This is a genomic window from Marinobacter sp. ELB17 (genome assembly GCF_000169375.1).
Classification (GTDB): domain Bacteria; phylum Pseudomonadota; class Gammaproteobacteria; order Pseudomonadales; family Oleiphilaceae; genus Marinobacter.
Genome location: NZ_AAXY01000003.1, coordinates 206,487 through 219,072 on the forward strand (window position 1 = coordinate 206,487; position 12,586 = coordinate 219,072).

Genomic DNA, 12,586 nt, shown 5'->3' on the forward strand with positions numbered 1-12,586 from the left:
AGTAGGTGGTAACCGGCAAGCTGGCGGGCCTTGAACTCTACCGGATCTGGACTACTCAGAGTATCATCCAGCGTTTGCCGCCTCGACATCGGTTTTTACATTGTTGGCCATTTCCGTGGCGCTACGCGTTTGCAGTTTACAGGTATTTATCATGTTATTTCCCGTCAGTTGGACCAACCCCCCCGCGCTTCCTTCCGCCCATTTTCTGGAACTTGCCATACAGCGCCAGAACACGCTGACCAAGCCTGCGGGATCATTGGGCCGGCTTGAGGCCATTGCGACGCAGCTGGCCAGTATGCAAAGCTCCGAGCTGCCAATAGCCGACAAGATTCACATCAGCATATTTGCCGGCGACCATGGTGTCTGTGCGGAAGCCATTTCTGCCTACCCGCAAGCCGTCACCGCTCAGATGATTGCCAATTTTGCCAACGGCGGCGCCGCCATCAGTGTGCTGGCAAGACTTTTAGGTGCAACGCTGGAAGTGATCAACCTGGGTACTGTTACCGACACGCCGGATCTGCCGAGTGTCATTAACGCTCGCATTGCGCCCAGCACCCGTAACTTTGTAGAAATAGACGCAATGACCAGCCAGCAAGTCACCAAGGCCATACACTTTGGCGATGAGGCCGCCCAACGCGCGGCTCGCGCTGGTTGCCACCTGTTTATTGGCGGCGAAATGGGCATTGGCAACACCACGTCTGCGGCCGCTATCGCCTGTGCGCTGCTGAACAAAAACCCGATGCGCCTGGCCGGGCCGGGTACAGGCCTGGACAGCGCCGGAGTGCGGCACAAAGCCGAAGTGATTATTCGGGCGCTGCAACGCCACAACGATGACCAAAACCCCATGGCGGTACTCAAAGCCTTTGGCGGCTTCGAAATTGCCGCTCTGGCCGGCGCCATTGCGGGCTGTGCTGCCCGGGGCATACCGGTGCTGATAGACGGTTTTATTGTGTCGGTAGCCGCGCTGATCGCGGTGAGTGAACAGCCGGATATTCGCGCCTGGCTGTTGTTTTCCCATCGTTCTGCCGAACCGGGCCACCAGGCTATTCTGGATGCATTAGAGGCCACCCCGCTATTGGATATGGGCATGCGGCTGGGCGAGGGCAGCGGTGCAGCGGTGGCGGTTCCGTTGATACGCGCAGCCTGCGCTCTGCACAATAATATGGCCAGTTTTGACACCGCGGGCGTAGATGACGGCCAGAATGATGCACCTCAATCCGGAGCGAACAGCCGCAATGACTGACACCACCACGATTTTTGATGTGATCCGCCATGGCGAACCGGAAGGCGGGCCCATGTATCGAGGCCGTAAAGACGACCCTCTTAGCCCCGTCGGGTGGCAGCAAATGCGCAACGCCATTACCAGCGCGGATCATTGGGACGCTATCGTAAGCTCACCCATGCTGCGCTGCGTTCATTTCGCGCGGGAGCTAGCGGAACGCTATCAAATCTCTCTGCACCTTGATGACGACCTGCGGGAAATCAACTTCGGCGATTGGGAAGGTCGCACGGCTGACGAAGTCATGGCCAACGATGGCGAACGCCTGAGCCAATTCTGGGCCAATCCGGTTGCCAACACTCCCCCCTCGGGCGAGCCCGTCAGCGACTTTCAGACCCGGGTAGTTGCGCGTTGGAATCACTGGCAGGAGCAGCTTGCGGGCAAGCGGGTGTTGATCGTTTGCCACGGCGGAATTGTGCGGATGATAGCAGCCGATGTGATGCACATACCGCTGGAACATGCGTTTTCCGGGCTGAGCACACCGTACGCCTGCCGCAGCCGCATTCAGGTCAACACCTCCAGCTACGGCCGATTTCAAAGCCTGATCGGGCACGGCCTGATCAGCGACTGACAGCTGGTCTGCAAACCGTTGGTGGGTCTCATCGGCTCAGATTTTAAGAGCGGTTTGCAGTGTACTGAAAAACAATCAACTCTTTAGCCGGTATCGGTTTACTAAAATAGTAGCCCTGAGCCAGATCACACCCTAATTCGTCCAGTAAAGTAAGTTGTTCCCGTATTTCCACGCCCTCGGCAACAACCAGCAAACCCAGGCTGTGCGCCATCGCTATGGTTGCTTTCACCAGGTCACAATCTGATTTTTTTAGCGTTATACCACTTACAAAGCTTCGATCTATCTTTAAGACATCGAATGAATATTTCCGCAAGTAACTTAATGAAGAATACCCTGTCCCAAAGTCATCCATTGACAATTTTACGCCCAGCTTATGGAGCTCGTGTAAGGCAGCATCAATATAGGATTTACCAATCATTAATACGCCCTCGGTAATTTCAAACTCTAAGTTATCGGGTTTGACATTTGCATCACCAAGAGATTTTTGAATAAAATCCATTAATCCTTTATCTCTGAATTGGCGAGGGGATAAATTTACCGCCATTGTATAATGTCGCTGGTGGGCATTCTGCCACTCACTCAAAAACCCGAGGGCTTGCTCAATAACGTATTCCCCAATGGGAACAATTAAACCCGTGCGCTCAGCAATTGGAATAAACTCGTCTGGCGTAACATTGCCCAAGACCGGATTTTTCCAGCGAATCAGAGCTTCTGCGCCGACAACATCTCCATATTTAAGATAAAACGATCAAGAGATAAGAAACGGTTAGGCAATAAGGTTAGACTGTCAAAATAAGCATGTTTCCGTATTACTTCGGCGGACTTATGCTTTTTTGTGATATCTCGAGCGATAACCACAACCTTCTTATCCGCTTTTAAGTAACTAATTCTTGCCTCGAAGTAAGTTGGGCCATGAGGCATATCTAACTCATACTCAAAACTTGACACACCGCCTTGCTTTACTACTTTAGCAGTATGAGATCTAAATTTACTAACGACCTTTTCAGGCAATAAGCCAGATATCGACTTGCCAATAAATTTTTCTGGCGAAACGTAGAGATTATTTTCGTCACCGCCATGATAATCAATAACCGTTCCATTCTCTTCCATTAAGAAGAACAAATCGGGAGTCGCTTTAAATACAGCTTGAAGCATATTTTCTTTAAGAATTAACTGCGCCTGAGCCTGCCTAACTTCAGCCAAATCAATATCAATACAATACATTTCTTTTTTATTATATTCATCATAAAATAACACATGGCTTGAAAATACACTGACTTCTTCGCCGCTCTTATTACACAAAGTAATTTCTGACGCAGGAATTTCGATTCCTCGACCGATCCAATTTTGATGCGCAGCAATAACATGGTCACGCATATACTCAGGAATAATCAGCTCTTCCAGTTTTCTGCCTAAAGCTTCTTTTCTGGTGTAGCCATAGATTAATTCGCTACCTACATTCCAGTAAACAACTCGCCGGTCTTCATCGTATCCTTGAACAGAAATCGCCTTCACCGCATCAAATAACTGATGGATAGCATCCCTTGTAGCTGCTTGATGAAGTAACATATTTCTAATTTGGTTGCCTCTAAGTTAGACGACACAAATCGTTATCAACCGTTAGTCTAGACCCTAACAATAAATGTTGGTACCAAGACCCTCCAGAAAATGCCGGGCCTGAGAAGTGTGACTCCATCGGGCAAGCGATCCGGCTTCAAGCCGGCGAAGGTAAGCGGTTTCATGGCTGCGCCCAGCACCGCCAGCCGTTTTGGCGCTATCACCCACGATCAAACAGTGCTTTCTGCTATAGTTTTGGCCAAGCACTATTTAATCCACTCTGGGGGCTGCATGCAGGCTGAACTGATCGACATTCGTAACCACCTTCTACAGCATTCGCCGTTTAACGAGATGCCAGAGGAACTGGTTAACCGTGTTACCGAAACCATCGAGATCGTTTATGCCCGTGCCGGCACCGAGCTTTTGCGCATAAACGATCCCAGCAAGGCCCTGTATTACGTGCGCAGCGGCGCGGTAGAGATTTTTCGACGCTCGGGCGAACTGTATAACCGGATTGGTGAGGGTGAAATCTTTGGCGAGTTTGGCCTGCTGATGAACAAACACGTGCGTTTTCCAGCTACCGTACTTGAAGACAGCCTGATTTACCGTATTCCGGCAGAAACCTTCCATTATCTGTTCGAACAGGACGAGGGTTTTGCGGACTACGTGGAAATTGAAGACCGCAGCCGTTTGCGCTCCGCGGTATCGCGGCGTGAAAAATCCAACCAGCTGATGACTTCGCGGGTAAGCCGGCTAATTTCACGCAAAACCGTGTCTGCACCTTATACCGTGCGACTGCAGGAAGCGGCTCGAATCATGACCGAAAACAGCGTGTCAGCGCTGCTTCTGATGGAAGGGGAAGGCGACCAGGCGCGACTGAAAGGCATTATCACCGATCGCGACCTGCGCATCCGCGCGGTGACTGAAGCCCTGCCGTCAGAAACACCGATTAGCGACATTATGACCGAAGGGCTAATCACCATACCGGCCAGCCACTATATTTTCGAAGCCATGCTGACCATGTTGCACAATAACGTACACCATTTGCCGGTGATGGACGATCACGAAGTGCGCGGAGTGATTGCGCTGTCTGACATCGTGAAATATGAAAGCCAGAGCAGCCTGTATCTGGTCAGCAATATTTACCACCAAACCAGCGTAAAAGGCCTGAAGAAAATCAGCCTGGAAGTGCGCGACAGCTTCGTACGCATGGTGAATGAAGACGCCAACTCGCACATGATTGGCAGTGCCATGGCGGGGATTGGCCGTAGTTTCACCCAACGGCTGTTGGAACTGGGCGAGGAGAAGCTGGGACCGCCGCCCGTGCCCTACTGCTTTATGGCCCTGGGCTCTATGGCGCGGGATGAACAGCTGGTGGTGACCGATCAAGACAACGCCATGATTCTGGACGACAGCTTTGTGGCAGAGGAACACGACGCCTATTTTCTGGAACTGGCGAAGTTTGTCAGCGACGGCCTGGCTGAGTGCAGCTACACCTACTGTACAGGTGACATCATGGCCACCAATGAGCGCTGGCGCCAGCCACTGAGGGTCTGGAAAGCCTACTTCAGCGACTGGATTGATAACCCCCAAGCCCGGGCCCTGCTTAACAGTAATATCTTTTTCGATCTTGACGGTATTTACGGGGAAACCGATTTTGCCGAACAGCTAAAAACTCTGGTGGCGCAAAAGGCTTCAAACAGCCAGCGTTTTCTGGCAATGATGGCGCGCAATGCTCTGAATCGCACGCCACCTTTGGGCTTCTTCCGTAATTTCGTGATGGAAGAAGACGGCAAGCACGGCAAGACCTTCAATCTGAAACGCCGTGGCACGGCGCCGCTGTCAGACCTTATTCGCATACACGCTTTGGCTTGTGGCTCCAAGGCCCAGAATTCGTTCGAGCGCCTGGACGCCATCGGCAAAACCCGCCTGATTCTGGACGATGGCATCGGTAACCTGCGGGATGCTTTGGAGTTTATCGCCATTGTGCGTATTCGCCATCAGGCGCTGGCCATTGAGGCCGGGCGCGAGCCCGACAACAACGTGCGCCCGCAGGATCTTTCGCCTTTCGAGCGGAACCATCTGAAAGACGCTTTTCAGGTGCTCAGCAACGCCCAGAAATTTCTGAAGTATCGCTACAACGCCCAGATTGCGCGCAATGTCTCTTGAAGAAATGGATACACCGCCATCCCAGCCCTTTGCCAATATGCCCTGGCCTGACCGCTATCAGACCCTGACAGAGGCCACTAACAACTCCCTATTGAAGGCTTTTTACCAGGCCGGCTGCTGCGACGCGAATACGCCTTTATCACAGGTGCCCATGGTGGCGATAGACTTTGAAACCACCGGTTTAAGCGCCACAGAACATTCCATCATCAGTGTTGGCCTGGTGCCGTTTACTCTGGAGGGTATACAGCTCAGCGCAGCCCGCCACTGGCTGGTGAAGCCCAAGCTTGCCTTGCACCAAACTTCGGTGACGATTCACGGTATTACCCACGCGGACCTGGAACAGGCGCCAGATCTGGTCGACATTTTGCCGGAGCTACTGGAGTGCCTGGCGGGGCGCTTGCCGGTGGTGCATTACCGCGATATTGAACGGCCGTTTCTGGATGTGGCTTTGCGTCACCGGTTGCAGGAGGGGATTCAGTTTCCGCTGCTGGATACCATGGCCATAGAAGCCCACCTGCACCCAGACCGCCGGCCCACCTTTTGGCAAACCTGGCGGGGCAAAAAACCGCTTTCTATTCGCCTGTCAGACAGCCGTTTACGTTATGGGTTGCCCCACTATGCCGCGCACAACGCCCTGATGGACGCCATTGCCACCGCAGAGTTGCTACAAGCACAAATCGCCCACCATTTTGGTGCGCAAACACCGGTGAGCGATCTGTGGCTTTAAGCTCACGTTTTAAGGTCAGGCTTGACTGTGACGTCAGGCTAAAAACTCAGTTAACGGATTCTACCGCGTCAATAAAATCGCCGTAGCCAGCGTCGGCCATCTGCGCCAGCGGAATGAAACGCATAGACGCTGAGTTCATGCAGTAACGCTTGCCGGTGGGAGCCGGGCCGTCATCAAACACGTGCCCTAAGTGGGAATCTGCATAGCTGCTGCGGATTTCAACGCGAGTCATAAAGAAGGCGCGATCTTCATGCTCCTTCACCATGCCCGGGTCCAGCGGGCGGGTAAAGCTGGGCCAGCCGGTGCCAGACTTGTACTGGTCACGGGAAGAAAAGAGCGGCTCGCCGGATACCACGTCTACATAAAGCCCGGGCTCTTTGTTATCCCAATAGGCGTTATTGAACGGGCTCTCGGTGCCGTCTTTCTGAGTCACATTGTACTGAATGCTGCTGAGCAACTTTTTCAGCTCATCTTGCGGCGGCTTTACAAAAGCCTCCGGGTTGAACCCCGCACTGGCGCCAGATGCTTGTTCCGCGTTCTGGTCTGCGCCCGCGTTGCCGCTGCTATTGGCAGCCGGCTTGAACTGGCTGAAGTCCAGCTCGTAGTCTTTGCCATACACGCTTTCAATAAACTGATAACGGCCAGAGTTGAAGGTGTAGAGCTTGTAGCGCACCGGATTCTTTTTGTAGTAATCCTGATGATAGTCTTCTGCCGGGTAAAAAGTGCCCGCCGGAACTATCTCGATCACCACCGGGTTGTCGTACACGCCGGATTCCTGCAGGGCTTTTTTGGCCGCTTCCGCTTTTTGCTTTTCTTCCTGGCTATGGTAGAAAATAGCCGGGCGATAATGGGTGCCACGGTCCACAAATTGGCCCTGATCGTCGGTTGGGTCCATCATCCGCCACAAGCCCTGCAAAAGCCCTTCATAGGTAATCTGCTGCGGGTCGTAATACACCTGCACGGCTTCGGTATAGCCGGTACCGCCAGAAGACACCGAGCGATAGGTCGGGTTTGGGGTTTCACCACCAGCATAGCCAGAAACAGCCTCCACCACGCCAGGGATTTTCTCGTAACCAGCTTCCACGCACCAGAAACAGCCACCGGCCACAGTTGCCACAGCCAGGTTCGAGTCGGTGGGCGCATAGGGGTTGCCTACGACGGTGTTCTTTTCAGCGGAGGCAAAGGCTGCATAAAACGCGCCGCTGGCCGCTATGACCACCGCAACAAGCACAGCTTGTAGTTTGCGATTCATAAAAAAGCTCCTAAGAATTAATGTCCGATGATCATCGTAGACCTGAGGCATCACCAAAACGTTCCTATATTGTTACGAATTTATAACGGCGTGGATTATTTTTCGTCGGCCAAAGGCAGCCAGAATAAAAATTCCGCGCCGCCAGCGGGGCGATTTTTCACCGTAATGCGGCCCTGCTGCAGTTCTGCCATGCGCCGGGCAATGGCCAGCCCAAGCCCGGCGTGGCCGTTGAGGTTAGCCCCGGGGGCCTGGTAGAACGGAGTAAAAATGTGCGCCAAGGCCTGTTCATCTATGCCTGGGCCAGAGTCTGCCACGTAAATGCTTACACCGGTTACGTCTGCCGCTACGCTCACCCGCACTTTAGTGCCCGCCGGTGAGTGGCTAATGGCGTTGCTGATCAGGTTGTCCAGCACCCGTTCGGTCATCGCGATATCAGCGTTCACCATGGCTGGTTCGATCGCGCCTATGCTCAGGCTGACGTCGTTTTGCACAGCACCAGGCGTATGCTTTTGCAGTACATCGTGCATCAGTTCGGCGACGATAAAGCGCTCCAGATTGGGCTGCTTTTCACGGGCGTCCAGGGCGGCCAGCTCGAACAACTCGTCCACCAGCTGGCCAAGGCGGCGGGTTTCCCCCAGGGCAATCGCCAGAAAACGGCGGCGCTGATCCAGATCCAGGGAGTCTTGCTTGAGGCTCAGGGTTTCCAGGTAGCCCTGCACAGCCGCCAAAGGCGTGCGTAAATCGTGGGACACCTGGGCTACAAGCTGGCGGCGCTGGTGGTCTTTATCTTTCAGCAGCTCAAGCTGACCGGCAATACGCTGGGCCATGGCGTCAAAGCGCAGGCTCAGGTAATCCAGATCATCACCCCGTTCGCCGGGCACCTGTGGCGGCTGGGGCTCTGAATTTCTATACGTTTTTGCTTCAAAGCCCTCTACCCGGGCAGTCAGCCGAGTCAACCGCCGGGTCAGCAGGTGGAAAAACACCAGCCCTGCCAGCAGGCCAACCGCCAGGCTCAAGGTCAGCGCGCCCGCAGCCATTTTTAGCAAGCGGTTGCCGTGCACCATGCTTTCGGCAAAATCGTACTGCTGGCCCCGCAGCACCACATAGAGGTAACCGCTCGGGTTGTCGGCACTGGGCACTGGCGTCACTGAGAACACTTTGCGGCGATCGTGGCTGCGGGGGTCATCACCGGGCAATGGGTAAACGTCAGGATTGGTCAGCAATGTCTGAATCGGCTGCAAAGACACCTGATTACGTTTGATCTTGTCGGGATCGGCAGAAAACGAAACAATCCGGCCCTGCAAATCCAGCAGGTAGATTTCAATGCTGGGATTGATGCTCATGTACAAGTCAAACAGGCGCTCCAACTCGCGATAGTCGATTCGATCACCGGTCACCAGATTACGGTCAGCGACTAAACGACTGGCCAAATCACGGTTGAGCTGGTGGTTTACGGCGGCACTGTATTCACGAACCGAGTAAAAACTCAGGGCGCTGAACAAGGTGCCAATCACCAGCAGCAGCAGAAACAGACCCAGGGCCAACCGGGCGTAGAGTGTTCGCAACAGAGGTAGAGCCATAGTCAGTCCTGGAACCTGTAACCAACACCCCATACCGTTTGCACATAGCGCGGTTCGGCGGGATCGGTTTCGATTTTGTTACGCAAGCGGTTGATGTGGGTATTCACCGTATGTTCGTAACCCTGGTGATTGTAGCCCCACACCGCATCCAGCAGCTGAGCGCGGCTGAACACCCGGCCGCGATGGCTGGCGAAATGCCACAACAAATCAAACTCACGGGCGGTCAGCTCTACCTCTGCATTGTTGACAAACACTCGCCGCCGCAGCGGATCTATGCGCAGGCCGTCTACTGCGATTTCACGGTTCTCTGGGGCATCTGTGGCGCGGGCTGACAAGGCATCCACTCGGCGGAACAGGGCTTTTATGCGGGCACCCAGCTCGGCCACGCTGAAAGGCTTGGTCAGGTAATCGTCGGCGCCCATTTCCAGCCCCAACACCCGGTCCAACTCGGTGCTTTTAGCGGTCAGCATCAGCACAGGCACGTAATCTGGCGCGGTGCGGATTTCACGGCACACCGCCAAGCCATCAAGGCCCGGCAGCATCAGGTCCAGAACCACCAGATCGATACCGCCCTGACGAAAACGTGCCAGGCCGTCGTCGCCGCGATTGGCTAGCACCGGCGCCATGCCCAGGTCACTCACCTGCATACTCACCAGTTCGGCGATGGCGGGGTTGTCTTCAATAATCAGTACGCTGCGTGTCATGGTGCTATGGCTCGTTTGTCTGGGCTGCAGGACTAAGGAGTGACGGTTTTTCAGTCTAACCCGAAAACGTCACAAACTCGTCACGCAGGCAGGCCACCAATAGAAAGCCAATGCTTGGCAGTTTCCAAGAAGACTAATTCCGGCGCATAAAAAAGCCCGCAAAGCATCGCTGCCTTCCGGGCTTTTCGCTTTTCCGCTATTTACCCCAACAGGTTATAAACAAAAACAATTACAACCGCGACGGGCGTTACATAACGCAGCAGATTCAGCCACAGCGCAAAAGTGGCGCCGTGCAAATTCAAGTCTGCTTTCAGCGACTCTTTCGCCACAAACCAGCCCACAAAGACGGCGGTTAGCAAGCCAGACAGCGGCAGCAGAAAGTTGGCGGTGAAGTAATCAAGCAAGTCGAAAATGGTTTTGCCTTCAAACGCTGCGAACATACCCAGCGGGGTCACGTCTGACCACACGTTCAGCGACAGAATCGAGGCAATACCCAACAGCCAGCACAGTATGCCCACCAAAATGGCACTGCCGGTGCGGCTCATATTGGTATTTTCTTCCGCCCATTCCACCACCGGCTCCAGCAGTGAGATGCCTGAGGTCCAGGCAGCAAACAGCAGCAACATAAAGAACAGTGTGCCAAACAGGCCGCCCATCGGCATATTGCCGAACGCCAGCGGCAAGGTCTGGAAAATCAGCCCGGGGCCGGCGCTGGGTTCCAGGCCGTTAGCAAAGACCACTGGAAAGATGGCAAGTCCCGCCAGCAGGGCGACCGCGGTGTCCATCAGCGCTACGGAAACCATAGTGCGGCCCACTGGAACATCGTTACCGAGGTAAGAACCGTAGGCCATCATAATGGCCATACCAAGACTGAGGGTAAAGAACGCGTGGCCCAAAGCAATCAGCACGCCCTCAATAGTCAGCTTGGAAAAGTCTGGCGTAAACAGAAAACTAACGGCTTCGCCGAAATGGCCGGTCGTCGTCGCATAACCCACCGCAACCACCAACAGCAGAAGCAGTGCCGGCATCAAAATGGTCACGGCGCGCTCCAGGCCGCCCTTCAAGCCCTGCGACACCACCAGTATCACCAGCGCCATAAACACAGTGTGCCAGGCCAGCAACTGCACAGGGCTGGCCAACAGGCCGCCGAACAGATCACCAATGGATTCCGCAGTGCCGCCGGTGAAGTCGCCCATGGCCGCATGGCCAACATAAGACGCCGCCCAGCCACCAATCACCGAATAGAACGACAGAATGGCAAAAGCCGCGATCATGCCGATCGCCGCTGAAATACGCCAGGCTGGCGATTTCAGATTGCGCTCAGCGACCAGGCGCATGCTGGTGATGGGATTGTGACGGCCGTTGCGGCCAATGAACACCTCCGCCATCATGATGGGCACACCAATAACAGTGATGCACAATAAGTACACCAATACAAAGGCACCACCGCCGTTCTCACCGGTTACATAAGGGAATTTCCAAATGTTGCCAAGGCCAACGGCAGAACCGGTTGCCGCCAGAATAAAGGCGAAGCGGGAAGACCAGAGACCACGGGACAAACCTACGTTGTTGCCCGAGGTCGTTTTCGACTGAGTCATGTTCTTGTCCTGTGCTTTGGGCTAAGGAATGAGTTTAAAAAGGATCGCCCTGGATCAGGCTAGGGCTCTTGGGGCGGAATTTTGCCAGCACTGGCCAGCTGATGCCAGCCAATTGCTCAGATTCTGCTCAGAGACTGCAAAACCTTGGCTAAAACCGCACGTCAAGCCGGCCTGGCCACGCTCCAGCGAGCTCGCAGCCACGAGTTCAGCCACAAAGATGCCAGAATAATAGCGCCGCCCAAAGCCAAGCGCGGAATATCTGCGTCGCGGTTCCAGATCAGCAGATTCACCAATAAACCGGCAGGCACCAGGGCATTATTCATCACCGCCAGCGTACCCGCATCAACGTAGCAGGCGCCACGGTTCCACAGAAACAGACCCAGGCCCGATGCCGCCAGCCCGAGCCAGGCCAGAATGCCCCACTGGGTGGGCGTGGCGGGCAGCTTGTCCGCGTTGCCAAAAATCAGAAACGACGGCAGCGCCACAATCAAAGCGCCAAAGAAAAAATAACCAAAGGTGCGCCAGGGTGGAATGGGCAAAGGGTAGCGTGCCATCACGTGTTTGTAGCCCACCTGGCCCGCGGCAAAAGTGATATTGGCCACCTGCAGCAATAAAAAACCAGTGATGAAATCTTCACTCAGGCCGTCATAGCGAATAACCCCGGCGCCCAGAGTGGCCATCGTGGCCGCCACCAGCCCCGCTGGGGAAAATCGCCGATTCAGGGCGTCAGCCACCAGAGTCACGTACAACGGAGTGAAGATGGTAAACAGCAATACCTCAGGTACCGACAGGTAACTGAAAGACTTGTACAGGCACACGTAGGTAATACCAAACTGCAGCATACCGCTAACCAGAATGCCTTTTTTCAGCCCGGCAGGCACACCGCGCCAACGGGTAAGCGGTAAAAACACCAGCGCCGCCAGCAACACCCGGGTAAGAACGGCAAAATAGCTGTCTACCCTGCCCGCCAGAAACTCGCCGATCAAACTGAACGAAAATGCCCAGAGAACAGTAACAAATACCAGAAAGCCCATGCCCGTTACGCCTGCAAAAATGAAGGGCGACATTTTACCCGCTTTTGCGATCGATTACAGAAGGCAAAAAAACCTATGCGGATAATGCGCAATGCCCCTGCGCACCCAGATCCGG

At 54.3% G+C, this 12,586-nt stretch carries 11 protein-coding genes; 4 read left to right on the forward strand and 7 right to left on the reverse strand.

All coding sequences use genetic code 11. From position 1 onward, the window contains the following. The first annotated feature begins 151 nt into the window (after positions 1-151). Positions 152-1,243 carry a nicotinate-nucleotide--dimethylbenzimidazole phosphoribosyltransferase gene (cobT, locus tag MELB17_RS05590; RefSeq protein ID WP_007349173.1) on the forward strand — a complete coding sequence of 364 codons (1,092 nt, stop codon included), beginning with the start codon at positions 152-154 and terminating at the stop codon, positions 1,241-1,243. Further along, complete coding sequence (locus MELB17_RS05595) at positions 1,236-1,850, forward strand: histidine phosphatase family protein (RefSeq protein ID WP_007349174.1); 615 nt, start codon at positions 1,236-1,238, stop codon at positions 1,848-1,850. The genes cobT and MELB17_RS05595 overlap by 8 nt, the downstream gene beginning before the upstream one ends. Positions 1,851-1,893: 43 nt before the next feature. Here the strand turns inward: MELB17_RS05595 and MELB17_RS25385 are convergent, their stop codons facing one another. Continuing rightward, the gene (locus tag MELB17_RS25385; RefSeq protein WP_007349175.1) at positions 1,894-2,532 is read right to left on the reverse strand and encodes an EAL domain-containing protein; all 639 of its coding nucleotides are present in this window, start codon (positions 2,530-2,532) and stop codon (positions 1,894-1,896) included. Between the two features lie 20 nt (positions 2,533-2,552). Further along, positions 2,553-3,419, reverse strand: a complete 867-nt coding sequence (locus MELB17_RS25390) for a PAS domain-containing protein (RefSeq protein WP_007349176.1) — start codon at positions 3,417-3,419, stop codon at positions 2,553-2,555. Between the two features lie 279 nt (positions 3,420-3,698). Here MELB17_RS25390 and MELB17_RS05605 point away from each other — a divergent pair, with 279 nt between their 5' ends. Both MELB17_RS05605 and MELB17_RS05610 read left to right on the forward strand, forming a co-directional pair. Then, a complete protein-coding gene (locus tag MELB17_RS05605) occupies positions 3,699-5,576 on the forward strand; it encodes a putative nucleotidyltransferase substrate binding domain-containing protein (protein WP_036183772.1) in 1,878 nt (625 codons plus the stop codon). Then, positions 5,566-6,303: a 3'-5' exonuclease gene (locus tag MELB17_RS05610; RefSeq protein WP_007349178.1), complete on the forward strand. Its 738-nt coding sequence runs from the start codon at positions 5,566-5,568 to the stop codon at positions 6,301-6,303. The genes MELB17_RS05605 and MELB17_RS05610 overlap by 11 nt, the downstream gene beginning before the upstream one ends. 46 nt (positions 6,304-6,349) lie before the next feature. Here the strand turns inward: MELB17_RS05610 and msrB are convergent, their stop codons facing one another. From msrB to MELB17_RS05635, 5 genes are all read right to left on the reverse strand, one after another. Continuing rightward, entirely contained in the window at positions 6,350-7,555 is a 1,206-nt protein-coding gene (gene msrB / locus MELB17_RS05615) for a peptide-methionine (R)-S-oxide reductase MsrB (RefSeq protein WP_007349179.1), read from the reverse strand. Positions 7,556-7,650: 95 nt separating this feature from the next. After that, the gene (locus MELB17_RS05620) at positions 7,651-9,135 is read right to left on the reverse strand and encodes an ATP-binding protein (protein ID WP_007349180.1); all 1,485 of its coding nucleotides are present in this window, start codon (positions 9,133-9,135) and stop codon (positions 7,651-7,653) included. A gap of 2 nt (positions 9,136-9,137) precedes the next feature. After that, a complete protein-coding gene (locus MELB17_RS05625) occupies positions 9,138-9,839 on the reverse strand; it encodes a response regulator transcription factor (RefSeq protein ID WP_007349181.1) in 702 nt (233 codons plus the stop codon). 200 nt (positions 9,840-10,039) lie between these two features. Then, positions 10,040-11,437 (reverse strand): sodium-dependent transporter, encoded by a 1,398-nt coding sequence (locus MELB17_RS05630; protein WP_007349182.1) that lies wholly within the window; start codon positions 11,435-11,437, stop codon positions 10,040-10,042. Positions 11,438-11,598: 161 nt separating this feature from the next. Continuing rightward, positions 11,599-12,471 (reverse strand): carboxylate/amino acid/amine transporter, encoded by an 873-nt coding sequence (locus MELB17_RS05635; RefSeq protein ID WP_036183777.1) that lies wholly within the window; start codon positions 12,469-12,471, stop codon positions 11,599-11,601. Positions 12,472-12,586: the final 115 nt, after the last annotated feature.

Bases quoted from the DNA above. Each gene is read 5' to 3' on its own strand.
- MELB17_RS05635 (WP_036183777.1), bottom strand. From the start codon at position 12,471: ATGGGCTTTCTGGTATTTGTTACTGTTCTCTGGGCATTTTCGTTCAGT.
- MELB17_RS05630 (WP_007349182.1), bottom strand. From the start codon at position 11,437: ATGACTCAGTCGAAAACGACCTCGGGCAACAACGTAGGTTTGTCCCGT.
- MELB17_RS25390 (WP_007349176.1), bottom strand. From the start codon at position 3,419: ATGTTACTTCATCAAGCAGCTACAAGGGATGCTATCCATCAGTTATTT.
- MELB17_RS05595 (WP_007349174.1), top strand. From the start codon at position 1,236: ATGACTGACACCACCACGATTTTTGATGTGATCCGCCATGGCGAACCG.
- cobT (WP_007349173.1), top strand. From the start codon at position 152: ATGTTATTTCCCGTCAGTTGGACCAACCCCCCCGCGCTTCCTTCCGCC.
- MELB17_RS05610 (WP_007349178.1), top strand. From the start codon at position 5,566: ATGTCTCTTGAAGAAATGGATACACCGCCATCCCAGCCCTTTGCCAAT.
- MELB17_RS05605 (WP_036183772.1), top strand. From the start codon at position 3,699: ATGCAGGCTGAACTGATCGACATTCGTAACCACCTTCTACAGCATTCG.
- MELB17_RS05620 (WP_007349180.1), bottom strand. From the start codon at position 9,135: ATGGCTCTACCTCTGTTGCGAACACTCTACGCCCGGTTGGCCCTGGGT.
- MELB17_RS05625 (WP_007349181.1), bottom strand. From the start codon at position 9,839: ATGACACGCAGCGTACTGATTATTGAAGACAACCCCGCCATCGCCGAA.
- msrB (WP_007349179.1), bottom strand. From the start codon at position 7,555: ATGAATCGCAAACTACAAGCTGTGCTTGTTGCGGTGGTCATAGCGGCC.